Raw genomic sequence first — 25,552 nt, forward strand, 5'->3', positions numbered from 1 at the left:
GCATCACCCTGAGCGCCTTGCGCGCCCTGGACGCCGGTCTCGCCCTGAGCACCTTGCGCACCCACGTCGCCCTGGAAGCCCTGCGCACCCTGAACGCCAGCATCACCCTGAGCACCAACAGCGCCCTGCGCACCCTGAACGCCAGCGTCACCCTGAGCGCCTTGCGCGCCCTGGACGCCGGTCTCGCCCTGAGCACCTTGCGCACCCACGTCGCCCTGGAAGCCCTGCGCACCCTGAACGCCGGCTTCACCCTGAGCACCAACAGCGCCCTGCGCACCCTGAACGCCGGCTTCACCCTGCGCTCCGACGTTGCCCTGAGCACCCTGAACCCCAGCATCGCCTGGCGCGCCCTGAACCCCAGTGTCGCCCTGAGCGCCCTGCGCACCCGTGTTGCCCTGGAAACCCTGGAAACCTTGCGCACCCTGAACGCCGGCATCACCCTGAGCGCCTTGCGCCCCCTGGACGCCGCTGTCGCCTTGAGCACCTTGAGCACCCACGTCACCCTGGAAACCCTGAACGCCGGCATCACCCTGCGCTCCGACAGCACCCTGCGCGCCCTGAACGCCAGCGTCGCCCTGGGCACCCGTGTCGCCCTGGAAGCCCTGGAAACCTTGCGCGCCCTGGACACCGGCTTCACCCTGCGCTCCGACATTGCCTTGAGCGCCCTGGGCGCCCGTGTCGCCCTGGAAGCCCTGCGCACCCTGAACACCGGCGTCACCCTGCGCACCCTGCGTACCGGCCTCGCCCTGCGCACCTTGGACGCCTTGCGCACCCTGAGCGCCCTGGATGCCGGTGCCACCCTGCGCACCCGGTGCGCCCTGAGCCCCCGCGTCACCCTGGAAGCCCTGGGAGCCCTGGAAACCTTGAGCACCCTGCGCACCCGCACTGCCCTGAGCACCCTGAGCACCGGCCTCGCCCTGCGCACCCTCAGCACCCTGCGCGCCCACGGCGCCCTGAGCTCCCTGCGCGCCGGCGTCCCCCTGCGCACCTTCAACACCTTGCGCACCCTGAGCGCCCTGAACCCCGACGTCGCCCTGAGCACCTGTCTCGCCCTGGAGACCTTGGAACCCTTGGGCGCCCTGAACGCCGGCCACACCCTGCTCACCCTGCGCGCCCTGAACGCCTGCATCGCCCTGCGCGCCTTGGAACCCCTGAGCACCCTGAGAGCCCACACCGCCCTGCGCACCCTGAGCACCTTGCGCGCCGGACTCACCCTGCGCGCCCTGAACACCTTGAGCGCCCGTTGCCCCCTGGGCACCCTCGATTCCCTGGGGACCTTGGGCGCCGCTGTCGCCTTGCGCGCCGGTGTTGCCCTGAGCGCCAATGTCGCCTCGGGCACCTTGGAAGCCCTGCGCACCCTGAGCGCCGGTGTCGCCCTGCGGGCCTTGAGTGCCCTTGGGACCATGCGAATCGTGAGGGTACGGGTGCTTGCCCTCGTCGTGTTTACCCCACGGGCCCTGCCAGCCCTGGGGGCCACAGTCCGTTGACGTCCCCGGGAACTGGTCCGACGAATCAAGATCGCCGCCGTCCTGGCGGACTGTCGACCAGGACGACGGCCACCCGCCGTACTGCCCAAGCGGGCCCGGAGTGCCTACGTGCACGCCCCGGGCAGAGGATGTCGCCTCCTCGGGCCGCGCTGCGGCTGCAGGTCCGCCCGTCATTCCGACTACCAGTAGGGCAGAACTCAGCCCTGAAGCGGCGCGTCCATGCTTCAGGGCGCGCTGCAGCCGTCGGTCGTTGCTCATGACCCCTCCAGAGAGCCACCCCGGACACACCCAGAGCTACTTTGCAATGACTTACCGTCACTTATCGGGCAATTTGCAGCGTATGGGAGTGAGCTATCCAGAGAAGGCGGTTTACCAAGAGATGCCTGCTTTTCGGATCAATGTGGATATTAGTCACGATCTGCCGCCCCGACCGCAGCTTGCAGCGACAACCCGATACCACTTATCCGAAAGACTTACAGTTCGGCGGTGAGTCACCGCCAGGTCTGGCCGGCGGTGGCCGCTCCGCTTGTGGCGACGCACGCGAGGCCGGACGTCGACCACGGCTCAACCGTGATCGCCCGGCACGGCGTCGTATTTCCACAGGAGCGCTGGCGGCCATCCGGATGCGCCGGCACCGCGGCAGTCGGGCGCCTACACCCGACCGGGCGTACATCCGCCCCCGGAGCGTCCACGAGCGGCCGCAATGGGGCGACGAACGTCGCGGTCGCCGTGGCGTTGCTATTCAAGGCCACCGGTACGCGTCGACGCGCTGCACCTCTCCGCGACACGACGGTGCGGCGTCCACTGAAGACCGACTGACGATGGCGTGGCGGTGCACCGGCCGCCTTCACCATGGTTGGGGCTGGCGCCGGAGGCCCTTCCGCACTACGGACTTCTCGGCTGCGGGTGCACTACTGCCACCCAACACCCACGGCACCCGGTGTCCTGGGAGCGGTCGACGGTTCCTACAGCTCGTCAGGGGCGGGCCGAAGCACACCCAACTGCGGATCGAAGCAGACCAGGCCGTGTTCCGCCGCGATTCGTGCGGCACCAGCCGAGACCTCCGCACAGCGGCTGTACACCATCGGGAAGTAGACGAACGGTCCCGATGCCTCCCCCATCAGTGGCCCCGTTGACCACGGGCTCCGCTCGTCGTCGTCTCGGCCTCCCGTTGCGGCACTCCGCCTACCGAAACATGCGACACACCATCACCTACTCCACAAACGTGCGAGAGCCACGGCCGAGGCTCTATACATGAAGGCCCTGATCAGGCATTCACGATGCTCAACCAGTCCGCGCATACCCCCGACGGCTCTACTGCCTCCGGCCGCGCAACAACGCCCCGGACGCTCTGGACGGGCCGGGCGACCACGGTGGCACGCTCCCACGGGAAAGGGACGACCCCCGTCGGGGGGAGACGGGGGTCGTCGAAGGTTCGGCTCCGGGGGGGTCGAGCCGAACCACTCAGCGGCCACGGGGGGTGCAACCGCTGAGGGCTTGTCTGTTTCGAGGATGTGAAAGCTCGTCGTACGGACAAGTCTGCCTGAGCGGACCCGTCACGTCGAGTGGTGTCGACCCCACTCACTGCGAAAATCTCCTCGCAGAGTGTGAGCGTGATCACGCAGAGCGGGATTAATGGTGCCAGCCGGCAGGTCCTGGACGGGTGGCCTGCCCCCGGGCACCCGCCGACGATAGACCATCCGGCTAGACTTTCGCGCCGTGGGCCGAAGTGCCGCTTTCTTCGATCTGGACAAGACCGTCATCGCCAAGTCGAGCGCCCTGGCGTTCGGTCGGCCGTTCTACCGGGACGGGCTGATCACCCGGCGTGACGTGGTCAAGTCGGCGTACGCGCAGCTGATGTTCCGGCTGGGCGGCACCGACGAGCAGACCATGGCCCGAACACGGGACTATCTGGCTGCGCTCTGCAAGGGCTGGCAGGTGGAGCAGGTCCGCCAGATCGTCGCGGAGACACTGCACGAGCTGATCAACCCCTATGTGTACGCCGAAGCCGCCGTGTTGATCGCGGAGCACCAGGCGGCCGGGCGGGACGTGGTCCTGGTGTCGGCCTCGGGCGAGGAGATGGTCCGCCCGATCGGCGAGTTGCTCGGTGTCACCGACGTGATCGCCACCCGGATGACGGTCCGGGACGGCCGGTACAGCGGCGAGGTCGAGTTCTACGCGGCCGGTCCGAGCAAGGTCGAGGCGGTCGGCGAGCTGGCCGCCGCCCGGGGTTACGACCTGGCCGACTCGTACGCCTACTCCGACTCGTACAGCGATCGTCCTCTGCTGGAGTGCGTCGGGCACCCGAGTGTGGTCAACCCGGACCGGCAGCTGCGCAAGCTGGCCTCGGAGAACGCCTGGCCGGTCCTGGAGTTCCGGCACCCGATCCCGCTGGGCCGCCGCCTGCGGGAACGACCCGCCGTCCCGGTGGCCGCGGCGGCCCTGGGCGTCGGGGTGGGCGTTGCGATCGGGATCGCCTGGTACGGCCGCCACCGTCGCACCCGCGCCGCCGCCACCACCGCCTAACCACCACCCCACCCCCACGCCACCCACCCACTCTCGCGTCGATCATGGAGTCGTGGTGGGCATCTTCGACCGATTGGCGCCTTTTGCGGCCCACCACAACTGCATGATCGACGCCACAGGGGCGCGGCACAGGGGCGCGGCACAGGGGCGCGGCACAGGGGCGCGGCACAGGGGCGCGGCACAGGGGCGCGGCGCAGGGGCGCGGCGCAGGGGCGCGGCGCAGGGGGTCCGCTCAGGTGGCGGTGAGGATCTCGTCGCCGATGGCGGTGAGTTGGTCGGCGCCGACCTCGACGGCCGACATGTAGTGGCGTAGCCAGGAACGCAGTCCGTCCGGGGTGCCGGTGGCAAAGGCACCTGCCGAACCGACGTACTCGGGCTCGCGCTCGCGGTGCCCGACATCGACGGCGAGTAGGCCGCGCGGGTCGAGGCCGCTGGCGAGCAGCACCAGCCGGGCGGCGCCCCGGGCCACCACGCCGGACGGCCCGGCGAACGGGCGCAGGTTCAACAGCTCTCCGTGGACGACCGCGGCAAGCACCAGCGGGGAGACCTTCGTGCCACCGGCGACCAGCCCGGCGAGCCCGTCCAGCCGGGTGGCGACCACCGGATCGGCCACCGGGCGGCCCAGCTCTGCCTCCGGCACGATGTCGCGCGCGGCGAGCACGTGCAGTTTGGCGAGAGCCTGGCGGGGCGCCTTCGGCCACAGGTCACTCAGGCTGGGCAGTGCGCCGGCGACCCGCAGGGCTCCCTGGAGCACCGGATCGGTCACGGTGCCGGCCCGGACCGCCTCGCGTTCGTGCACGGCCCCCTCAAGGGCGGCGCTGGCCACCGCGGAGCGGAGGCTGACCTCGGCGGCGACCTGCCCACCGTGCCGGCGCAGCGCCCGGTGCCCGAGCGCCTGGTCGAATCGTTCCCGGGCCCGCTCGACGGCGGCGGGGACGTCGGCGAGCGCGAGCAGGGGCGCGAGCGGGTCGGTGGTCACCCCGTCACGCTAACGACCCGGCCCGACCCGGCGGGGCGCACCCGGCCGCAGCGCGACCCGGACCACGCGCCCCGGCACCCCGTTCAGGCCGACGCCCGTTGCGAGCAAGGTCAACACGGGTGTCGATCAAGGCGACACGGGCAACGACCGCGGGGTGTCCGCCTGGCCTGGACACCCCGACTTCAAGGAACCCGTGTCGATCACGGTGCCACGTGCGGCGACCCGGGTGGGGAGGCCGTCGGGCGCGCGGCGGGGGCCGCTCGGCGCGACGGGGCGGGCAGCGGTCGCCGCCCGGAGGACCCGCGACTACCCTCAGGCCCAGCGAGACGCAGGTCACCCGAGGACGAGGAGTCACGGCATGAGCGAGGCATTGGCCAATCTGCTGAACGAGACGCGCCAGTTCCCCCCGCCGGCCGAACTCGCCGCGCACGCCAACGTCACCATCGACGCCTATGCCGAGGCCGAGGCCGACCGGCTCGCCTTCTGGGCGAAGCAGGCCGACCGGCTGGCCTGGTCGAAGAAGTGGGACGAGGTGCTCGACTGGTCGAACCCGCCGTTCGCGAAGTGGTTCGTCGGTGGGCAGCTCAACGTCGCGTACAACTGTCTGGATCGGCACGTCGAGGCGGGCCGGGGCGACAAGGTCGCCATCCACTGGGAGGGCGAGCCGGGCGACACCCGGACCATCACGTACGCCGACCTGCACGAGCTGACCTGCCGGGCGGCGAACACGCTCACCGAGCTGGGTGTCACGGCCGGCGACCGGGTGGCGATCTACCTGCCGATGATCCCGGAGGCGGCGGTCGCGATGCTGGCCTGCGCCCGGATCGGCGCGGCGCACAGTGTGGTCTTCGGCGGCTTCTCCGCCGACTCGTTGAGCAACCGGATCCAGGACGCCAGTGCCAAGGTGGTGATCACCGCCGATGGTGGCTACCGGCGGGGCAAGCCGTCGGCGCTGAAGCCGACGGTGGACGAGGCGGTGGCGAGTTGCCCGTCGGTGGAGCACGTGCTGGTGGTCCGCCGCACCGGCGAGGAGGTGGCCTGGTCGGCGAAGGACCACTGGTGGCACGAGACGGTGGAGACCGCGTCGGCGGAGCACACCGCGCAGCCGTTCGACGCCGAGCACCCGCTGTTCATCCTCTACACCAGCGGCACCACGGCCCGGCCGAAGGGCATCCTGCACACCACCGGCGGCTACCTGACCCAGGCGTCGTACACGACGCACGCGGTCTTCGACCTCAAGCCGGAGACGGACGTCTACTGGTGCACCGCCGACATCGGCTGGGTCACCGGCCACACCTACATCGTGTACGGCCCGCTCTCCAACGGCGCGACCCAGGTGATGTACGAGGGCACCCCGGACACCCCGCACAAGGGCCGGTTCTGGGACATCGTCGAGAAGTACAGGGTCAGCATCCTCTACACCGCGCCGACGCTGATCCGCACGATGATGAAGTGGGGCGAGGACATTCCGGCCGGCCACGACCTGTCGTCGCTGCGGCTGCTCGGCAGCGTCGGCGAGCCGATCAACCCCGAGGCCTGGATGTGGTACAGGGAGTTCATCGGCGGCGGAGCGCTGCCCATCGTCGACACCTGGTGGCAGACCGAGACGGGCGCCATGATGATCTCCCCGTTGCCGGGGGTGACGGCGACGAAGCCGGGGTCGGCGATGGCCCCGCTGCCGGGCATCGTGGCCGACGTGGTGGACGACCAGGGCCAGTCGGTGCCGAACGGTGGTGGCGGTTACCTGGTGCTGCGCGAGCCGTGGCCGTCGATGCTGCGCACCATCTGGGGTGACGACGACCGGTTCATCGAGACCTACTGGAGCCGGTTCGAGGGCATGTACTTCGCCGGTGACGGGGCGAAGAAGGACGACGACGGGCACATCTGGCTGCTCGGCCGGGTCGACGACGTGATGCTGGTGTCCGGGCACAACATCTCCACCACGGAGGTGGAGTCGGCGCTGGTGTCGCACCCGTCGGTGGCCGAGGCGGCGGTGGTGGGTGCGACCGACCCGACCACCGGGCAGGCCATCGTCGCGTTCGCCATTCCGCGCGGCAGCACCGACATCGCCGGCGACGCGGGTGAGCAGCTCATCGCCGAGCTGCGCAACCACGTGTCGAAGACGCTCGGGCCGATCGCCAAGCCGCGGCAGATCATGCTGGTGCCGGAGCTGCCGAAGACCCGCTCGGGCAAGATCATGCGCCGGTTGCTGCGCGATGTCGCGGAGAACCGGTCGCTCGGTGACGTGACCACGTTGCAGGACTCGTCGGTGATGGAGTTGATCTCCTCGGGGATGAGCGGGGCCAAGTCCGACGAGGACTGACGGCAGGCGTACACACCGGAGGGTGGCGGTCCGTGCGGACCGCCACCCTCCGTCATTTCTTACGGGTACGACTCACACCGACGCGCCGCTGTCACATCGGTCGGTCGGCCGACCCGACAGCGGCTAAACGGCCACAGACGGCGGGCCACCACTGTCCTTTCAGCCGGTTGTGACTTAGGTTCACGCAGGTTGGGAGAGTTCGACACCTGTCACATCGACGGTCGAGCGACCCCATGTCCTCCTCCCCATGCCCGAGAAACGGAGCGGCATGAACCACAAACCCCAGTCCGGGTCGCGCCGACGGCTACTCGTCGCGCTACCCGCCATCGCCCTCGCAGCCACGTCACTGACCGTGACCGGCAGCGCGGCAGCCCAGTCGGCGTCCCCGACGCCCCGGGCGGTGATCGGCGCCGATGAGTACTACATCAACTACGCCGAGCCCGAGGTGCAGAAGGACTCCACCGGCCGCGAGGTGAAGGGCAAGGGCGGCGTCTACACCCCTGCCGTGGAGTCCGCGCGCGAGTTCGACCAGAAGCACGCTCGGGGTAACCCGGTGACCGCTCGGCAGCTGGCCAAGGACGAGGCCAAGTCGCTGAAGACCGGTCAGAACCCCCGCAAGTTCAAGAGGGCGCCGACCACGCAGACGGCGAAGCTGTTGACGTTGCTCGTCGAGTTCAACGACAAGGCCAACGACGACTTCACCGGCGTGATGGTCCCGAAGACGGTGTTCGAGGACCGCACCTGCGTGCCCGGCACCGTGCAGAACGGGCCGAAGCACAACAAGATCCCGGACCCGTCGCGGCTGCCGCACGAGGACAACAACTCGATGTGGGTGCCGGACTTCTCGCCGTCGCACTACAACAAGATGCTGTACAGCAAGAAGGGCATCACCGAGCGGGTCCGCAAGGATCTGAAGGGCCCGGACGGCAAGAAGGGCATCGACCTCTCTGGTCGCACCATGCACAACATGTACCTGGAGATGTCCAAGAACGCGTACACGGTGGACGGGCAGGCCAGCCCGTGGATCACCGTGCCGCACTCGGAGGGCTGGTACGCGGCCAACCGCTGCTTCCAGGACGAGACCGGCGCGTGGGTTCCCGGCCGGGAGCAGTCCATGAACGGCCACCCGGACAACCCGGCCGGCGCGGGCCGCCTGGCGACCGACGCGATCGACGCGCTCGTCGCCAAGGACCCGACGTTCCCGTGGGCCGACTACGACATCGAGGACCAGGCCGACCGCGACGGTGACGGCAACGTCTACGAGCCGGACGGCGTGATCGACCACCTCGTGCTGGTGCACGCCGGGCAGGGCAAGTCCCGTGGTGGCGGCGCCGAGGGCGTCTACGCCGTGTGGGCGCACTCCTCCACGGTCGCCGGTGGCTACACCATCCCGGGCACCAACCTGAAGGCGTCGAACTACATCGTGCAGCCGGAGGACGCCGGCGTCGGCGTCTTCGCCCACGAGTTCGGCCACGACCTGGGCCTGCCGGACCTCTACGACACGTCCGGCAACGCCGACTCCGACGTGGACTTCTGGGACCTGATGGCCTCGGGCTCGCACTCGGGTGAGATCTTCCAGGCGCTGCCCACGCACATGGGCATCTGGGACAAGTGGGTGCTCGGCTGGGCCGACCCGCTGACCATCCGCCCAGGGTCCAACCCGCGCGAGGTGAAGCTCGGGCAGACCTCGCGGACGCCTATCGACTCCGAGGACGGCATCAAGGTCGACCTGCCGGACAAGGTGACGACGCTGGCCACCCCGCACAGCGGCACCAAGATGTGGCACAGCAACAACGACCAGGAGTGGGCCGACGTCAAGCTGAGCCGCTCGGTCGACGTGCCGGCGGCGGCCGACTCGAAGTTCTGGATGTGGAACAACTACATCATCGAGGAGGACTGGGACTACGGCTTCGTCGAGCTCTCCACCGACGGCGGCACGACCTGGACCGAGCAGAAGGTGTACGCCGAGGGTGGCACCGTGGTCACCACGCCCGACGGTTACCCGGACCCGAACGGCCGGATGAACGACTTCGGCGGCAAGAAGTACGGCCTGACCGGCAGCACCAACGGCTGGCGTCACGACTACGTCGACCTGTCGGCGTACGCGGGGACGACCGTCCAGGTGCGGCTGCGTCTCGCCACCGACGAGGCGTTCGAGGAGCGCAACTGGTTCGTCGACGACTTCTCGGTCACCGGCGGCGGCGCCACCACGTGGAGCGACGACGTCGAGGGCGGTGACAACGGCTGGACCGCCACCGGCGGCACCTTCGTCGACACCTCCGGCGGGGGTTGGAAGGTCTCCAGCGGCACCGAGGTGCACGCGCAGTACTACCTGGCCGAGTGGCGCAACTTCGACGGCTTCGACAAGGGCCTGAAGTACGCGTACGACACGATCTACTCGCACGAGGCGTGGAAGGTCGACCGGATCTCCTACAACGCGCCGGGCATGCTGCTCTGGTACCGGGACACCGCGCTCGGCGACGTCAACCACGTCACCGGGCAGATGACCGCCCTGCCCAGCTATGGCGCGAAGGGCGGGTTGCTCATCGTCGACTCGCACTTCGACCCGTACCGCCGCACGGGCGAGGCGGCGGTGAAGGACCCGTCGGTGACGGACAACCTGCCCAGCCGTCCGCAGTCGGCCAACGCGGCCTTCGGCCTCCAGAAGACGTACCCCTTCACGGAGTGCCTGGAGGCGGCGGGCGAGCCGTACAGCGCGTACTGCACGAAGTTCAAGGCGCAGGCACCGGTGAAGTCCTTCACCGACGCCAAGACCTGGTACCCGGGTATCGAGATGCGGGACGGGGCTCCGTACGCCCGGGACAACGACGCGTCGGTGGTCGTTCCGTCGCGGAACAACGCGCCGTACACCACCCGGGTCACCCACCCGGACGGCAGCCCGGCGCCGGAGTTCTACGGCGTGACCCTGAGCGGTGGCGCGATCGTGCTGGGCACCGGCAACCCCGGTGACGCGGGCGTGAACTACGGCGTGTCGCTCACCGTCAAGAAGACCGCGAAGGACAACTCGTCCGCCACGATCTTCGTCACCCCGGCGAAGAAGTAGTCGTCCGGTTGAGCGGTAACTGATTTCAGCGGTGTTGGTGGGGCCGGTGGCGGAGACGCCTCCGGCCCCACTGTCGTACATCGATCACATTGATCGAAATACGTCGTTGCAATCCGGGGGTGGCCGAGCCTCCGCTGGTCAACGTGGCTGATGAAGCGTTGGGGTGTGACGGTGGAAAGCATTCCCAACAAAATCTTGCAACAAATCGACGCGTTCGTCTTCCCACCCGTCCCAGCAGTAACTATGTTCACCATTGGTCCCACTCGTGGGATCGATCTCCCACCGGCCTCTACCCCCGTTGGGCCGGTTCCCTCACACCGGAGGTACCACGTGCGCAAAGTCGCAGTGGGTCTGCTCGGGCTCTCACTGACGGCGACAGGCCTGGCTTTCGGCCCGTCCGCCTCGGCGGCGCCTCAGCCCAAACTGCCGGTAGCAGCACCCGCCGCTGCCGAACCGCAGGCACTGAAGGATGAGCTCCCCGACAAGCTCGAGGACAAGCGCCGTGCCCTGCGTGAGCAGGGTCTCAGCGACGTGCTGAGCGGTCGCAGCAAGCCGATCGAGCGCAACGGCAGCACTGTCGTCAAGGTCGGCGAGGTCGGCAAGGCCGCCACCAACGGCAACGCCCGCTCCGCCGCTGGCGCTCAGGCCACCCAGGATCAGTACGTCGAGCTTGAGCGTGAGCGGACCGACAAGATCTTCGTGATCCTGGCCGAGTTCGGTGACGAGCGGCACCCGTCCTTCCCGGACAAGGACATGAACCCGGACATCGCCGGTCCGTCGACGTTCGAAGGGCCGCTGCACAACAAGATCCCCGAGCCCAACCGGGCCGTAGACAACTCCACCATCTGGCAGCCGGACTTCAGCCCGGAGCACTTCCGCCAGATCTACTTCGGCACCAACCCGGGCGACGAGTCGCTCAAGCAGTACTACGAGGCACAGTCCTCGGGTCGCTACACCGTCGAGGGTGAGGTGACCGACTGGGTCAAGGTCCGGTACAACGAGGCCCGTTACGGTCGCTCCGACGACCCGATCCCGGACCCGCTGCCCGGCCAGCCGATCGACCCGCGGGACGACCGGGCCGTCTGCGCCGACAACGTCTGCTCCAACACCTGGAACCTGATCCGCGACGCCGCGAACCAGTGGGTCGTCGACCAGAAGGCCAAGGGTCGGACGGACGCGCAGATCGCCGAGGAGATGAAGTCCTTCGACCAGTGGGACCGGTTCGACTACGACGGTGACGGCGACTTCAACGAGTCGGACGGCTACATCGACCACTTCCAGATCGTCCACTCCGGCGGCGACCAGGCCGACGGTGACCCGCAGCAGGGTGAGGACGCCATCTGGAGCCACCGCTGGTCGGCGTTCAACAGCTCGCCCGTCGGCCCGCCGAACTTCCCGATCGGCGGCACCGAGATCGGCAACACCGGCGTCTGGATCCGCGACTACACGATCCAGCCGGAAAACGGCGGCCGCAGCGTCTTCTACCACGAGTACGGCCACGACCTGGGCCTGCCGGACGACTACGGACCCGGGGACAACAACAACGAGCACTGGACCCTGATGGCCCAGAGCCGGCTCGGTGCCAAGAACGACGCGGGCATCGGCGACCGGGGCGGCGACCTCGGCGCGTGGAACAAGCTCCAGCTCGGCTGGCTCGACTACAAGGTGATCGTGGCCGGCCAGGACAAGAAGGTGGACCTCGGTCCACAGGAGTACAACTCCGAGAAGGCGCAGGCCGCCGTGGTGGTGCTGCCCCAGCGGGAGTACACCTTCAACTACGGCGCACCTGTCGAAGGCTCCAAACAGTATTTCTCCGGTAACGAGGACGACCTCGACAGCAGTATGACGAGGACGTTCGATCTCACCGGCAAGTCGTCCGCGGCGCTGTCGCTCAAGGGCAAGTACAGCATCGAATCCAACTACGACTACCTCTACTTCGAGGCGTCGACGGATGGCGGCAAGAGCTGGATCGACCTGGACGGCACGGCCAACGGCCAGCCGATCGGCGTCGACGGCGCAGGCCGCCCGGCCCTCTCCGGCAGCAGCAACGGCACCTGGGTCGACATCAACATCCCGCTGACCGCGGTCGCCGGCAAGGCGGCGCAGGTTCGCCTGCACTACGTCACCGACGGCGGCGTCTCCGAGGGTGGTTTCTTCGGTGACGCGATCACCGTGACCGCCGACGGTCAGACCGTGTTCAGCGACGGCGCCGAGACCGACGCCGGCTGGGCCCTGGAGGACTTCCAGGTGGTCGGTGCGACCTACACCCGGCTGTTCGACAACTTCTACATCGCCGGCAACCGGTCGTACGTCTCGTACGACAAGTACCTGAAGACCGGCCCGTACTTCTTCGGCTACGCGAACACCCGCCCGGACTGGGTGGACCACTACGCGTACCAGGAGGGCCTGCTCATCTCGTACTGGAACACCCGGTTCTCCGACAACAACACCGCGCCTGCGTCGGAGGCCAACCCGGGTGGTCACCCGGGTGAGGGTCGCAACCTGTACATCGACTCGCGCCCGGAGCCGATCTACAACCTGACCGGTGCTCCGTGGCGGGCCCGGATCCAGGTCTACGACGCGCCGTTCAGCCTCAAGAAGGCCGACTCGTTCACCCTGCGCCTCAACAGCCAGCCGCAGTACATCCGCGGTGAGGCTGCCCAGCCCCTGTTCGACGACACCAAGAAGTACTTCTACGAGGAGCTGCCGAACCACGGCGTCAAGCTCCCCGCGACCGGTGTCAAGATCAAGGTTCTGGAGCAGGACGGCACCTCGATGAAGATCCGGATCTTCTGACCGACGATCCCGCACCACCCAGCGGGGGGGGGGGGGGGGGGGGGGGCGGGGGGGCGCCCCCCCCCCCCCCCCCCCCCCCCCCCCCCCCCCCCCCCCCCCGCCCTTTGTCCAGCCGGCCGCGCCGTGCTCGTCCCGCCGAGCGGGGTTCGCGCCGGCATCGGCACCCGCTGACGCGGCCGACCCGCACCAACGTGTCGCTAGGGGACATCCCGGGCTTCTCCCTGTTCAACGCGACCACCAGGGCCGTCGCGGGTGACCGGGTCCTAGGCTGTCTGCCATGACCGACCAGCGCGGCGGAGTCGTCGACGAGTCCCGTGTCCTCACCGAGGGGCCGTGGACGCACCGTTTCGTCGGCGCCAACGGCACCCGGTTCCATGTGGTCGAGGCCGGCACCGGGCCGATGGTGCTCTTCCTGCACGGCTTCCCGGAGCACTGGTGGGCGTGGCACCGGATGCTCCCGGCGGTCGCCGACGCCGGCTTCCGGGCGGTCGCCGTCGACCTGCGCGGCTACGGCGCCAGCGACAAACCACCCCGGGGGTACGACGGTTACACCCTCGCGGCCGACATCGCCGGGTTGATCCGCGCACTCGGTGAACGCTCGGCGACGATCGTGGGCAGCGGTGTCGGCGGCATGGTGGGCTGGACGGTGGCGTCGTTCCACCCGGCCCTGGTCCGCCGGCTCGTGGTGTTGGGGGCACCGCACCCGCTGCGCCTGCGCGCCGGCATCTTCGCCGACCCACGCGGGCAGTTCGCCGCCTCCACCCCCGCGCTGAAATTCCAACTCCCCCGCTACGAGCACGTACTGACCCGCGATGGCGCGGCTGCCGTCGCGGAGATCCTGCGCCGCTGGGGTGGGCCACACTGGGTCGACGGGCCGGACTTCGACGCGTACGCCGAGCGGTGCCGGGAGGCGATGTGCATCCCGCAGGCCGCGTTCTGCGCGTTGGAGGGCTACCGCTGGGCGTTCCGCTCACTGCTGCGGCTGCACGGGTACCGGTTCGTCCGCCTGATGCAGAAGCCACTGGCCACCCCGACCCTGCAACTGCACGGCGCGCTGGACCCCGCCTCCCTGCCGCGCACCGCCCTGGGCTCCGGGCGCTACGTCGTCGCCCCGTACGAGTGGCGGCTGCTCGACGGGGTGGGGCACTTCCCGCACCTGGAGGCGCCGGAGTTGGTGCTCGGCGAGATCCTGCGCTGGGCCAAGAGCTGACCGCTCAGACCCGCTGCTCCCGCAGGTCGGTGACCTCGGAGGCCGGAGCCCAACCCTGGTAGACGCCGAAGTCGAAGACCTCCAGCCGCATCGCCTCGGCCACCGGCCAGCGGCCACCTGTGTATTCCACCCGCAACCAGGCGTCATGCTCGCCGAGCACGATGAACGGCTGCCCCTGCCAGGTGCAGGTGGTCCGCACGTACGCCAGGTCCTCGACCTCGGTCGCCGGCAGCACCCGGACGTACCGACCCGCGCGGACCTCCTCGAAACCCTCCCCCGGCTCGGGTTGGTACAGGCGGATGTTGTCGCCATCCGGGCTGGCCTGGTATTCCCGGCCCTGCCACCGGGCCACGTAACCGTCGCGCATCACGCCTCACCGACCCGTCGCCAGACCACCGTGTCGGTGTCGAGCTCCGCGACCACCCGCTCGGTGCCGTCCGCGCCGATCCGCCAGAGTTGCGTGCCGTGCGGGAGGCGCGCGCTGTCCACCTTGAACTCCGCGACCACGTCGCTGCTCTCGCCCGGGGCGAAGCCGTTGCCCCGGAACGGCGGGCGTTCGATGACCCAGCCCTCCATGGCCCGCATCGCCGGCTCGTTCTGACCGCCGTACGGGATCCGGTAGAGGCTCGGGCGGTGCGCCGGCCAGCGCAACACGTAGATCTCCTCGGCATCGCGGGCGAACGGCGATCCGGGGTAGCTGAGGCCGAGCGCGTCGTGCACCTGCGCGGGCGTGGTCAGGTGGGCCAGCTCACCGGCCCGGTGCACGAAGCCGGAGACCCGGTCGTACCCCCGATCCAGGTAGTACGCGAGCTGGCTGGGCGCGACCGCCTTCTGCATGACTGTCGGTCGGGCCGGGTCGACCGCCGCCGGAGCGTACCGGGGGCGGGCGATGGGCTCCGCCACGGCCGGCGCTTCCTCCGGGTCCACCTCAAGGTCGTCACCGAGCCCCACCTCGGCGGCCCAGTTGGCCAACGCGACGATCTGTTCCCCGGGCAGCTTGGCACCGACCGGGGTGCCCGGGTTCACGGCGAACGACCAGTCCTCGTCCGGCCACCGCCGGATCAGTTGGGCGAACTTCACACCGACGGTGGTGACGTCGCCCTCGACGTGGTCGGCGAGGCGCTCCGGCGACGTGTAGACCACCACGTACGTCTCACCGTCGAGCTGCGCCGTACGCCAGACGAAACCCGCGTCACCGGGGCGGCTGCCCGGCACCGAATCAGGTGCCGCCGGCAGCAGCACCCGAGCCAGCAGCAGGGTGGACAGGAACGTGTCAGTGCTGCCGGCACCGGCGGCACCGAGCAGGTCCTCCTCGACGGTGTTGGCCGGCTCGAACTCGACCGGGGCCGGCTCGTCGACGGGCGGCGACTGCCCGACGCCGTCCCCGGTCGCGGTCACACCACTGCCGACCCGATCCGCGTCGGTCGCGTCGACCGACGAGCCGTCGATGTCGGTGCGTTCGCCGCTGACCGGGACGCCACCGCGGTCATCGCTGTGCCCGCCGCCCGTGCCGGCACCGACCAGACCGTCCGCGGCAGGCCCACCACTGGTGGGTGGCACCGACGGGCTCGGACCGGGGTTGGACGACGCGGGACCGGATCGGCTCGGACTGGACGACGACGGACTGAACAGGTCCGGACCGGAGTGCGCCGAGTCGAACGGTCGCGGGGCGGCCTCGGCGGGGCGGGGCTGCCGGGCCGCGTCGAACAGGCCGTTGGCCTCGACCGGGTCGGTGAGGTCGCGGGACTCGATGATGGTGCCCTCGATGACGATGGGCGTGAAGCCGCGACGCGGTGCGGGCGGGCTGGAGACCGGTTCCGCGGCGGACACCGACAGCTCTTCCACCGGCCCGAATCGGCTCGGCCGGTCGCGTGGGATCGCCTGGGTCTGCTCCGCGGCCGGGCCGGGCCGCTCCGCCGCTGCGCTCGTCGGCGGCTCGCTGGTCAGCCGAAAGGCGCGCGTGGGTTCCTCCGCCATCGGGTCGGGTCTGCGCGGTGGCAGGGGCTGGGTGATCTCCTCAGCCGGTGCCGGCGCGCGGACCCCGCGGGACGCACCGAGGTCGCCGGTCGGCCGCCGCAGCGGCCGGGTGGCGTCCGGGTCCGTCATCGGAAAGGCGCGTGTCGCGGCCTCCCCGGCCGACGCGTCGGCCGGGCGGCGACGTGGGAAGGGCTGGCTGCCCCGCCCGAATCGAGTCGGTGGGGCCGCGCGGTCGGCGGGGCGACCCCCGCCCGGCGTGGGGTCGGACGCCCGGTCCCGGGCGGTGGTGGGTTCGAAGAAGGAGCGCCGCGGGGGCTGGGGGCCGCCGTTGCCGTTACCGGCGGCCGGGCCGTCGACGTCGCTCGGCCGATTCGCGGCCGGCCAACCCGGGCCGGGAGACTCGGCCGGCCAACCCGGGCCGGGAGACTCGGCCGGCCAACCCGGGCCGGAGGACTCGGCCGGCCGACCGGGGCTGGGGGATTCGGCCGGGCCGGCACCGGGACGGTCGGCGGGCGCCAACGGTACGAACCGGGACGACCGACCGGTGCGGGGCGGGGGGCCGGCGCCAGCCGCGCCTGGTTGCGGCGGGCCGCTCGGGTGCCGGTGACCGGCGGCGGGCAGGTCATCCTGGCCAGGTCGGCGCGACGGCTCGGCGGGGCCCGGCGTCCGCGACGCCGGGCCGGGCATCGGCGGGGTGCCCGCCGCCCGGGGCGTCGGACCCCACGCGGCCCTGCGGGGCGGGACCGCGGCAGAGGGGAACGGCGGAGGCGGAACCGCGGCCGGCGGGACCGCAGCCGGGGGGACCGCAGCAGGCGGGACCGCGGCAGGGGGAAACGGCGGAGGCGGGACCGCAGCAGGTGGGACCGCGCCAGGCGCGACCGCGGCAGGTGGGACCGGGGCTGGCCCGGACGGCGTCGCGCCCATCGCGGGAGGTGCTCCAGCAGCTGGTGTGGTGTCCCGGCCCGGTGCGCCGGTGCGGGTGCGGGCCAGGGTCTCCGCCCGCTCCAGCCGAGCGCGGGCACCCATGGTGCGGCCAGGCAGGCGCACGTCGCCCCGGGAGAGTTGCGACACGAACCACGCCGGCAGGTAGCCCTCGACCGGCAGACCCGGGTTGACGGCGAGCCACCACTCCTGGTTGGGCCAGCCGACCGCGAGGTCGGCGAAGGGCACGCGTCGGTTACTGCCGGGGTGCTCACCGAGGCAGGCCCGCAGTGCGGCGGCGGACGTGAAGGCCAGCACGTGTGTCCGGCCACCGGTGGTCCAGGTGCCCCAGCCGGGGGGTGCCTGGCCGGGTTGCGCCGGCGCGGAGACCGGCAGCAGCAGATCGGTGCGGGACAGGAGCCGGAAGTAGAGCTCCTGGTCGTTGGCGCGCAGCGCGTCGCGCATCGCCACCTCGGCCTCCGTGGCCGGCTCCCATTCGGTCACGGCCACCTCCCCTTCCGAGAACAGGCCACAGGTATCGCGTACAACCTACAAGGTGGTATCAAGATCACAATGGCTGGCCGGCGGCGGTCTGCCGGGGCGCGGGCAAGGCGATAACATCCCGTCCCGGAGCCGACACGATACGGAGGCTGTCGATGTCCCGATCGATCATGCGCCCGGTCCTCGCAGGTCTGGCCGCGAGCCTGCTGACCGTGCCGGCCCTCCCGACCGCCACCGCCACCGCCAGGATCCGGACGGCACCGGCGTGCGCGACCCCCCTCGCCCCTGTCCGGCCGGTCACGGCCGCGCCGTGGCCACAGCAACGGTACGACCCGACCCGCCTCGCGCCACTGGCCACCGGTGCCGGAGTGACAGTCGCGGTGGTGGACTCCGGGGTGGACCGGGTGCACCCCCAACTGGCCGGACGCGTGCTGACCGGCACCGACCTGCTCGACCCCGGCGGCGACGGCAGTCGCGACTGCGCCGGGCACGGCACCGGCGTGGCGAGCATCATCGCGGCGGCACCCCAACCCGGAGTCGCCTTCCGCGGTCTGGCACCGGGTGCCCGGATCATGCCGGTGCGGGTGAGTGAGCAGCAGGTGGTGCAGGGGCGGGAGTCGGGGCGTACGGTCGGCGCCGACGAGTTCGCCCAGGCCATTCGGTGGGCCGTCGACCACGACGCGGACGTGGTGAACCTGTCGGTGGTGTTGTATGCCGACGATCCGGAGGTCCGTGCTGCCGTGAGGTATGCCCAGGACCGGGACGTGGTGCTGGTGGCCGCCGCTGGCAACCTGCACGACGGCGGGGATCCCCGACCGTTTCCCGCCGCCTACGACGGGGTGCTCGGCGTGGGGGCGATCGGCGCCGACGGTGGGCGGGCGACCTTCTCGCAGACCGGATCGTACGTCGACCTGGTCGCGCCGGGCAGCGAGGTTTTGACCGCCGCCCCCGGGTCGGGCCATCGTCAGGCCGAGGGCACCAGCTACGCGGCACCGTTCGTGGCCGCCACCGCCGCGTTGCTGCGCGAGTACCGGCCCGAGTTGACAGCTGCCCAGGTGGCGGCACGGATCATCGCTACCGCCGATCCAGCTCCCGGAACGGGCCACGGCGGCGGGTACGGTGCCGGCGTGCTGAACCCGTACCGGGCGGTCACCGAGACCAGCGGCGACCGCGCGGCCGGCCCTCGTCCGGTCGCCGTGCTCGCCGACGACCGGGCCGACCCGGCGCTGCTCGCCCGCCAGGCCCGCCGGTCGACCGCGCGGGAGCGGGCCCTGCTGGTCGGTGCGGCGGTCGGCACGACGGCAGTCACCGTGGCGCTGCTCGCCCTGGTGTTGCCCCGTGGCGCCCGCCGACGCTGGCGCCCGGCCGACCCGGCCTGACTCCGGAAGCTGACCGCCCGGACCGACGACCCGCGGCGGCCGGGCAGCGGACCGGGACACGGTCAGCTCTCCCGGCCGGCCGCGGTCACTGGAACAGCCCGGTGTTCTTCTTTTCGGTGTCCAGGTAGTCGGTGGCCGAGTCGTGCACCGCCAACCTGATGTCCCGCAGCATCGCCTGGAGATCCTGCGAGGCGGACCGCCACCGCGCCTGCCGCTGCTCGTAGGCCTGACGGGCCTCGCCCGTCCAACCCGCCACCAGCGGGGCAGCGTCTCGTTCGAGTTGGCCGAGCTGCGAGTCGAGCGTGTTCAGCGCCTTTTGGATGTCCGCGCCGGCCTGTTGGAGCGCGGCGAAGTTGACGACCAGCACACCATGGTCCATCGGATTTCCCTCCCGAGCGGGATCAGAGCGGCAGCTGGATGCCGCCGCGATTGGTGCCGGCAACCCGGCTGGCCACCTCGTCGTCCGAGACGTCGTACTGTCGGCCGGCGGTGCGGATCGCCCCGGCGGTCTCCCGCAGCGCCCGGTGCAGCGCCGCCTGGTCCTCTGACCACTGCTGCTTGACCTGCTCGAAGGAGCGGCCACCAGCACCACGCCAGGCCTGCTGCAACACCTGCAGCTCGGCCAGCAGGCCGGTCAGCATGGACTGCAACGACTGGTCAACCTGCTCGAACTTCGCGGCGGTCTGCTGCATCACCGCGGCTTCTGCCTGGGTCTGGGACACCCGGACGTCACCTCGTCTCCCTGATCGCACCTTTGGCCCTCGACGCGCCCTGTGAACGCGTCGTTCGCTTGGCCCGGTCGTCGAGCACTGAGACGCGGGTCAGCGATGACTTCGTGGCTGACGGTAGCGGCCTCGTAGCGGTTCGGCTACCCCACCCTTCTCCCCTGTGGACAACCGCGAGAGCCATCGGTCGCTTACGATGTGCCGCAGCCACGTCGCGGCGCGTGACGGGCCGCCGTAGGGCGGCCGGACGCCCGACCCGGGTTCCCACTGGTCGAGGAGGCACGGTGCCGGCGATCACCACCGGAGGGCCGCACCCGGCGACCCCGGTCGGGTCCGGGCCGAGCCCTGCGGCACGAGCAGTCGGGCCGGGCGAGCCGGCCGGGTCGGACCGACCCGCCGAGGGCAGCCCGGGTTCCGCCGGTCCGCGCACACCCGGCCGCCGGTCCCCCCTCGACCGCCGTGCCTGGTCCGACCGCCGTGCCTGGTCCGATCGGCGGTCCGGTGCCGGGGTGTGGGCCGGGCAACTGGTGACCGCGCAGGTCGCGGCGGCGCTCGTCCTCGCTGCGTTCGGCCGACCCGCGCCGGTCATCGTCGCGGCCGCACTGGTAGCCGTGCTGCTGGTGGCGACCGTCGGGGTCCGGTTCCGGGGCCGGTGGCTGTTCCAGTGGCTGGGCACCGCCGTCGGGCACCTGACCCGACGTCGGGCGCTCGCCGGCCCGGCCGGCGCGGCCGGCCTGCTCGACCTGGTCGCTCCCGGCACCGTCGTCCGCTCCACGGAGCTGACCGGCGGTCCGGCCGCCGTGCTGGAGGACACCGCCGGCATGGTGGCGCTCCTGGAGCTCGGCGACCCCGGTGACCTGCTCGGCGACGTGTCCCAGGCGATTCCCCCGCCATCGGCGTTGCTGCCCACGGCCGGGCCGGACATGCCCCCGCTGCGGGTCCAGCTGCTGCTCGCCGGCGCACCCGCACCGGTCCCGGCTGCCGGCACGGCCGGCACGTCGTACCGGCAGCTCACCGACGGGCGGCTCGCCGGACGGGAGCGGGCGGTGGTGGCGGTCCGGGTGCTGCGGGTGGACGGGTGGTCTGCGGAGGACCTGCGCCGGGTGCTCGCCGGGACGGTCCGCCGCATCGTCCGCCGGTTCGGATCGCTGACCGCGCGGCCGCTCGGCGTACCGGCCGCGCTGCGGGTCCTGGCCGAGCTGGCCCACCACGACGGCCATCCGGTACGGGAGTCCTGGCCGACACTCCGGTCCGGCGCCCTGATCCAGGCCACGTTCCGGCTGGTCCGGTGGCCGGAGGCGGGCGGTGCGGGTGGGCGGCGCCTGGTGCCCCGGATGCTCGCGCTGCCGGCGACCGCGACGACGGTGTCGATCACCGCGGGTCCGTCGCCGACCAGCGGTGCCGGGCCGGCGCCGACCGAGCTGACCGTACGCCTGGCCGCCGCGACGGCGACCGAGTTGACCGCGGCCACCGAGGCGCTGGAGCGTCTGGTGACCGACCTGGGCGGGGAGCTGCGACGTCTCGACGGCGCACACCTGCACGGGTTGGCCGCCACGCTGCCACTGGCGCTGACCACACCCGGGCCGCAGCAACGCTCCGCGATGGACGACTGGGAGCTGACGCTGGGCGACGCGGGGATGATGGTCGGCACGAACCGGCACGGCCGAGCCGTCACCGTGCGACTCTTCCGGCCGGAGAGCACCCGGGTGCTGCTGGTCGGTGGGGTGCGTGCCGCCCAGCTGGTGGCCCTGCGCGCACTGGCCCTCGGCGCCCTGGTGGTGGTGCAGACCACCCGGCCGCGCGCCTGGGAGCCGTTCGTCCGGGGGGTGGGCGCGCCGGGCGGGACGATCCCGTTGCTGCCGCCAGGTCGACCGGTCGCCGACGGGGTGGGCACCGCCCTGCGTCCGTTGCTGCTCGTCGTCGACGCCGGCCCGGTGACGGCCGAGGCCGAGCCGGGTCCGCCGTGGCGGGCCACCCTCGTCGTACGGGACGAGCTGACCCCCGCGGACGTCGACGCGTTGAGCCGGGCCGACCTCGCGTTGCTGCAACCGTTGGACGCCGCCGAGGCCGCGTTGGCCGGCGCAGCCCTGGGGCTGGGCGGCTCGGCCGAGTGGTTGACCCGGATCCGGGACGACATGGTCGCCGTGGTCAACCGGAGGGCGCTGCGTTGGGCGCTGCTCTCCCCCACGCCGATCGAGGCGCAACTGATCGGGCGGCCGGCGCGCGGCTGATCCACACCGATGGTCAACCGCCGGGTTACACCGGTACGGGGTCCGTGGCACGATCCCCGCCATGGGTTTCCTGAAAGGTCTGCTGATTCGGCTGGCCAGCACAGCGCTGGCTTTCTGGCTGGCCACACTTCTCATCCCCGGCATCTCGCTGGAATCGGACTCCGCCGTCGAGACGGTCACCACGCTGCTCCTGGTGGCGGTGATCTTCGGCGTGGTCAACGCGGTCCTCCAGCCGGTCATCAAGACCGTCGGTTGCGGCTTCTACCTGCTGACCCTGGGTCTCATCGCGCTGGTGGTGAACGGGCTGCTGTTCCTGCTCACCAGTTGGATCGCCGACCAGGCCGGGCTGCCGTTCACGGTGGACGGTTTCTGGCCGGCCGCCGTGCTCGGTGCGCTGTTCGTGAGCATCGTGACCTGGATCCTCGGCGCCGTCCTCGACCGGGACTGACCGCCCGCGGGCCAACACCGACCCGCCCCCTCGGGGCGACGACCACGGCCGGCCGATGACCAGAATCTGGGAATTGGCCGGCCGGGTCGCCCACCGCGGCGGCTAGCGTCGCAGCGTGTTCTCGCTGACCCGCACCGACGGCCATCTGCTCAGCACCGACCCTGCCCGGCTCGATCTGGCCCTAATCCATCTCTGGTTGTCCACCGACGCGTACTGGGCGCTCGGCCGGGACCGGGAGACCACAGCGCGAGCGTTCGCCGGCTCGCTGCCGTTCGGCGTCTACCGACCCGAGGACGACCGGCAGGTGGCGGTGGCCCGGGTGGTGACCGACGGCGCCACCTTCGCCTGGCTCTGCGACGTGTACGTCGACCGTGCCGCCCGGGGCCGCGGGTTGGGCGGCTGGCTCGTCGCCGCGATCCGCGACCACCTGGACGACCTCGGCGTACGCCGGATCCTGCTGGCCACCAACGACGCTCACGAGGTGTACGCGCGGGTGGGCTTCACGCCCCTGGACGCGCCGGAGCGGTGGATGCAGCTCGACCGGCGCGTACCGGTGACCCCGATCACGGGAAAGGAGCAAAGCGTCGATACGCCCCTTACGGTGGAGGGGTGACGCCACTCCGCCTGGGATACCTCTACGGCTTCGGCGCGTACCTGATCTGGGGTTTCTTTCCGCTCTATCTCAGGCTCCTGCGACCTGCTGGTCCACTGGAGATCCTGGCCCACCGGATCGTCTGGTCGGTGGTCTTCGTGGCGCTGCTGCTGGCGGCGCTGCGCAACGTCGGCTTCCTGCGGGCGCTGCTGCGACGTCCCTGGGCGGTGGCCGGGGTCGTCGCCGCCGCCGCGCTGATCGCCGTCAACTGGGGCGCGTACATCTACGGGGTCAACTCCGACCGGGTGGTGGAGACCGCGCTCGGCTACTTCATCAATCCGCTGGTCGTGGTGCTGCTCGGGGTGACGGTGCTGCGGGAGCGGCTACGCCCGGCACAGTGGGTGGCGCTGGGGATCGGCGCGTCGGCGGTCGCGGTGCTCACCGTGGACTACGGTCGACTGCCCTGGTTGGCGTTGACCCTGGCGTTCAGTTTCGCCGGCTACGGCCTGGTCAAGAAGCGCCTCGGGCTGCCACCGGCGGAGGGCCTGTTCGTCGAGTCGGCGGTGCTGGCGCTGCCGGCGCTGGGCTACCTGGGGTGGCTCACGAGTCGTGCCGAGTCGACGTTCGGGCACGTCTCGGCCGGGCACACCGCGCTGCTGGTGCTGGCCGGTGCGGCCACGGCGATCCCGCTGCTCCTGTTCGCCGGGGCGACCAACCGGCTGCCCCTGAGCGGCCTCGGCATGATCCAGTATCTGGCGCCCATCCTTCAGCTCGGCTGCGGCGTGTTGATCTTCCATGAGCCGATGCCGCCAGCCCGCCTCGTGGGTTTCGCGCTGGTCTGGCTGGCCCTGATCGTCTTCACCGCCGACGCCGTCGGCAAGGCCCGCCAAAACCGCCAACCCAAACCCCAAACCCAACCCCAAACCCCCATCCCCACCCCGTAACCCGACCCCGGTTAGGGGACTGCGTAGGTGAGGATTGGTGTGCCGTCGATTCGTTGGAGTTCCACGCTCACCAGCTCGGCAGCGGTGAACCTGGTGGCACCGTTGAGCTGGAGGGCGTCGCCCGGCGCCGCCAACCAGGAGCCGATCTGTTCGCTGGCACCGTTCGGGCCGCGCGCCACCAGCCGAAACGGGTACGCCTTGCCGTAGCTCGTCCGCGTGTCGTAGCCGCAGCGCATGGTCACCTCGGTGCCCCACTTGGTGCCGGTGAGCCCGATGTCGGCGTGCACCGGCCCGGTGTTGGCCACCGGTCGCATGGGGACCATCGACACCTGTGGTGCGGGCGTGCTGCCCTGCGCCACCGGAGGGCCGGACGGGCCGGCGGGCCGGGGCAGCACCAGGGCGGTGCCCACACCCACCAGCAGGGCCAGCCCGGCGGCGGCGAGCGTGGTCAGCGCGTACCGTCGGCGGTCCGCGGCGCGTTCCCGACGCCTGCGGCGCCGGGCCTCCTCAAGCAGCGCGGGCGCCCGGGGCGGGGCTGGCGGCGGCAGGATCTGCTCCAACCCCGCCGGATCGAGGCGCCCGAGCAACCCGGGCAGGACGGCGATCTCGGCGACCGCCTCCCGGCAGGAGGCGCAGCCGCCCAGGTGCCGCTCGTAGGCCGCCCGTTCGGCGGGGGCGAGAGCGCCCAGCACGTACGCGCCGTCGTCGTACGCGAACTCGCACTGCGTCATCCCGTCACCCCCATCTCGGCCAGCACCAACCGTAGAGACCGCAGCGCGTAGTGGGTGCGGGACTTCACGGTCCCCGGCGGTACGCCCAGGCGCGACGCCGCCTCGGCCACCGATCGTCCCTGGTAGAAGCACTCGATGAGCACCTCGCGGTGGGTCGGGCTGAGCCGGTTGAGTGCCTCGGCGACGGTCCACGCCTCCACTGCCCGCTCGGCCTCGTCGACAGCCTCGGCTGGTTCGGGAAGATCGTCGGTGAAGACCTCGCCGACCCGGGTGGAGCGCCGCCGCCAGGCGTCGATCGCCAGGTTACGGGCGGTGGTGAAGAGCCAGGACCGCACCGAACCACGCCGCGGGTCGAGGGATTCCGGGTGGCGCCAGGCCCGCAGCAGCGTCTCCTGCACCAGGTCCTCGGCGCGCTGCCGGTCACCGTTGACCAACCGCAGAGCATGGGCGTACAGCGCCTCTGCGTGCTCGTCGTGCAGCGCGCGCAGCAGTTGGGCGTCGTGGTCGCTGATGGCGGTCTCCTCGCTTCCGGCGCGCGTCCGGCGGTGCGTCCGCTCGGAAATACGTGCGGTCACGCCGAACGGTTCAGACCGAGGTCAGACCGGTTGCGTCCACGAAGGTGTTCACGCCCGGTTCACATCGTGGCCGACGTGCGCTCACCGCGTCCTCCTAGCGTCCGGCTGGTACGCCGCCTGTCGTGCCACCGACTTCTCTGGAG

The 25,552-nt window shown here is 71.2% G+C and carries 19 protein-coding genes; 11 read left to right on the top strand and 8 right to left on the bottom strand.

The genetic code is table 11. The annotated features are described in order from the left end of the window. Positions 1 to 1,487 (top strand): hypothetical protein (locus tag ACGFIQ_RS13695; RefSeq protein ID WP_393243402.1); only part of this gene is annotated, 1,487 nt, incomplete at its 5' end. A 965-nt stretch (positions 1,488 to 2,452) separates the two neighbouring features. On the opposite strand, the gene ACGFIQ_RS13700 is transcribed toward ACGFIQ_RS13695, so the two are convergent. Next, positions 2,453 to 2,608, bottom strand: coding sequence for a hypothetical protein (locus ACGFIQ_RS13700; RefSeq protein WP_393243404.1), 156 nt, complete (start codon positions 2,606 to 2,608; stop codon positions 2,453 to 2,455). A 598-nt stretch (positions 2,609 to 3,206) separates the two neighbouring features. Between ACGFIQ_RS13700 and ACGFIQ_RS13705 the strand changes: the two genes are divergently transcribed. Then, positions 3,207 to 4,013, top strand: coding sequence for an HAD family hydrolase (locus tag ACGFIQ_RS13705; RefSeq protein WP_393243406.1), 807 nt, complete (start codon positions 3,207 to 3,209; stop codon positions 4,011 to 4,013). Positions 4,014 to 4,245: 232 nt separating this feature from the next. Here ACGFIQ_RS13705 and ACGFIQ_RS13710 read toward each other — a convergent pair whose 3' ends face one another. Continuing rightward, positions 4,246 to 4,992, bottom strand: a complete 747-nt coding sequence (locus ACGFIQ_RS13710) for an oxidoreductase (RefSeq protein WP_393243408.1) — start codon at positions 4,990 to 4,992, stop codon at positions 4,246 to 4,248. Positions 4,993 to 5,350: 358 nt separating this feature from the next. On the opposite strand from ACGFIQ_RS13710, the gene acs reads away from it, so the two are divergent. The 4 genes from acs (at position 5,351) to ACGFIQ_RS13730 (ending at position 14,385) form a co-directional block, all read left to right on the top strand. Continuing rightward, positions 5,351 to 7,315: an acetate--CoA ligase gene (gene acs / locus ACGFIQ_RS13715; protein ID WP_393243410.1), complete on the top strand. Its 1,965-nt coding sequence runs from the start codon at positions 5,351 to 5,353 to the stop codon at positions 7,313 to 7,315. Between the two features lie 268 nt (positions 7,316 to 7,583). Next, positions 7,584 to 10,379, top strand: a complete 2,796-nt coding sequence (locus ACGFIQ_RS13720; RefSeq protein WP_393243412.1) for an immune inhibitor A domain-containing protein — start codon at positions 7,584 to 7,586, stop codon at positions 10,377 to 10,379. A gap of 345 nt (positions 10,380 to 10,724) precedes the next feature. Beyond that, on the top strand, positions 10,725 to 13,175 hold the full coding sequence (locus ACGFIQ_RS13725) for an immune inhibitor A domain-containing protein (protein WP_393244008.1): 2,451 nt from the start codon (positions 10,725 to 10,727) through the stop codon (positions 13,173 to 13,175). A gap of 277 nt (positions 13,176 to 13,452) precedes the next feature. Beyond that, complete coding sequence (locus ACGFIQ_RS13730) at positions 13,453 to 14,385, top strand: alpha/beta fold hydrolase (protein ID WP_393243414.1); 933 nt, start codon at positions 13,453 to 13,455, stop codon at positions 14,383 to 14,385. Between the two features lie 4 nt (positions 14,386 to 14,389). Here the strand turns inward: ACGFIQ_RS13730 and ACGFIQ_RS13735 are convergent, their stop codons facing one another. Further along, positions 14,390 to 14,755, bottom strand: coding sequence for a hypothetical protein (locus tag ACGFIQ_RS13735; RefSeq protein ID WP_393243416.1), 366 nt, complete (start codon positions 14,753 to 14,755; stop codon positions 14,390 to 14,392). Next, complete coding sequence (locus ACGFIQ_RS13740; protein ID WP_393243418.1) at positions 14,752 to 17,787, bottom strand: SseB family protein; 3,036 nt, start codon at positions 17,785 to 17,787, stop codon at positions 14,752 to 14,754. Before ACGFIQ_RS13740 ends, ACGFIQ_RS13735 begins: the two co-directional genes overlap by 4 nt. A gap of 152 nt (positions 17,788 to 17,939) precedes the next feature. On the opposite strand from ACGFIQ_RS13740, the gene mycP reads away from it, so the two are divergent. Further along, positions 17,940 to 19,163: a type VII secretion-associated serine protease mycosin gene (gene mycP / locus ACGFIQ_RS13745; protein WP_393243420.1), complete on the top strand. Its 1,224-nt coding sequence runs from the start codon at positions 17,940 to 17,942 to the stop codon at positions 19,161 to 19,163. A gap of 85 nt (positions 19,164 to 19,248) precedes the next feature. Here mycP and ACGFIQ_RS13750 read toward each other — a convergent pair whose 3' ends face one another. Then, positions 19,249 to 19,542, bottom strand: a complete 294-nt coding sequence (locus tag ACGFIQ_RS13750; protein ID WP_393243421.1) for a WXG100 family type VII secretion target — start codon at positions 19,540 to 19,542, stop codon at positions 19,249 to 19,251. A 22-nt stretch (positions 19,543 to 19,564) separates the two neighbouring features. Then, positions 19,565 to 19,885: a WXG100 family type VII secretion target gene (locus ACGFIQ_RS13755; protein WP_357068596.1), complete on the bottom strand. Its 321-nt coding sequence runs from the start codon at positions 19,883 to 19,885 to the stop codon at positions 19,565 to 19,567. A 287-nt stretch (positions 19,886 to 20,172) separates the two neighbouring features. Here ACGFIQ_RS13755 and eccE point away from each other — a divergent pair, with 287 nt between their 5' ends. From eccE to rarD, 4 genes are all read left to right on the top strand, one after another. Beyond that, positions 20,173 to 22,119 carry a type VII secretion protein EccE gene (gene eccE, locus ACGFIQ_RS13760; RefSeq protein WP_393243423.1) on the top strand — a complete coding sequence of 649 codons (1,947 nt, stop codon included), beginning with the start codon at positions 20,173 to 20,175 and terminating at the stop codon, positions 22,117 to 22,119. 61 nt (positions 22,120 to 22,180) lie between these two features. Then, positions 22,181 to 22,567 (top strand): phage holin family protein, encoded by a 387-nt coding sequence (locus ACGFIQ_RS13765; RefSeq protein ID WP_355027384.1) that lies wholly within the window; start codon positions 22,181 to 22,183, stop codon positions 22,565 to 22,567. Between the two features lie 115 nt (positions 22,568 to 22,682). Continuing rightward, positions 22,683 to 23,180, top strand: coding sequence for a GNAT family N-acetyltransferase (locus ACGFIQ_RS13770; protein ID WP_393243425.1), 498 nt, complete (start codon positions 22,683 to 22,685; stop codon positions 23,178 to 23,180). Beyond that, positions 23,177 to 24,103, top strand: a complete 927-nt coding sequence (gene rarD / locus ACGFIQ_RS13775; protein ID WP_393243427.1) for an EamA family transporter RarD — start codon at positions 23,177 to 23,179, stop codon at positions 24,101 to 24,103. Before ACGFIQ_RS13770 ends, rarD begins: the two co-directional genes overlap by 4 nt. A gap of 11 nt (positions 24,104 to 24,114) precedes the next feature. On the opposite strand, the gene ACGFIQ_RS13780 is transcribed toward rarD, so the two are convergent. Together ACGFIQ_RS13780 and ACGFIQ_RS13785 are read right to left on the bottom strand one after the other, a co-directional pair. Further along, positions 24,115 to 24,834, bottom strand: a complete 720-nt coding sequence (locus ACGFIQ_RS13780) for an anti-sigma factor family protein (RefSeq protein WP_393243429.1) — start codon at positions 24,832 to 24,834, stop codon at positions 24,115 to 24,117. Next, on the bottom strand, positions 24,831 to 25,346 hold the full coding sequence (locus ACGFIQ_RS13785) for a sigma-70 family RNA polymerase sigma factor (RefSeq protein WP_393244010.1): 516 nt from the start codon (positions 25,344 to 25,346) through the stop codon (positions 24,831 to 24,833). Before ACGFIQ_RS13785 ends, ACGFIQ_RS13780 begins: the two co-directional genes overlap by 4 nt. Positions 25,347 to 25,552: the final 206 nt, after the last annotated feature.

The organism is Micromonospora sp. NPDC048898 (assembly GCF_043198035.1).
Taxonomy (GTDB): Bacteria; Actinomycetota; Actinomycetes; order Mycobacteriales; family Micromonosporaceae; genus Micromonospora.

Coding starts and splice junctions, on each gene's coding strand:
- ACGFIQ_RS13700 (WP_393243404.1), bottom strand. CDS start 2,608: ATGGGGGAGGCATCGGGACCGTTCGTCTACTTCCCGATGGTGTACAGC.
- acs (WP_393243410.1), top strand. CDS start 5,351: ATGAGCGAGGCATTGGCCAATCTGCTGAACGAGACGCGCCAGTTCCCC.
- ACGFIQ_RS13720 (WP_393243412.1), top strand. CDS start 7,584: ATGAACCACAAACCCCAGTCCGGGTCGCGCCGACGGCTACTCGTCGCG.
- ACGFIQ_RS13730 (WP_393243414.1), top strand. CDS start 13,453: ATGACCGACCAGCGCGGCGGAGTCGTCGACGAGTCCCGTGTCCTCACC.
- mycP (WP_393243420.1), top strand. CDS start 17,940: ATGTCCCGATCGATCATGCGCCCGGTCCTCGCAGGTCTGGCCGCGAGC.
- ACGFIQ_RS13750 (WP_393243421.1), bottom strand. CDS start 19,542: ATGGACCATGGTGTGCTGGTCGTCAACTTCGCCGCGCTCCAACAGGCC.
- ACGFIQ_RS13765 (WP_355027384.1), top strand. CDS start 22,181: ATGGGTTTCCTGAAAGGTCTGCTGATTCGGCTGGCCAGCACAGCGCTG.
- ACGFIQ_RS13780 (WP_393243429.1), bottom strand. CDS start 24,834: ATGACGCAGTGCGAGTTCGCGTACGACGACGGCGCGTACGTGCTGGGC.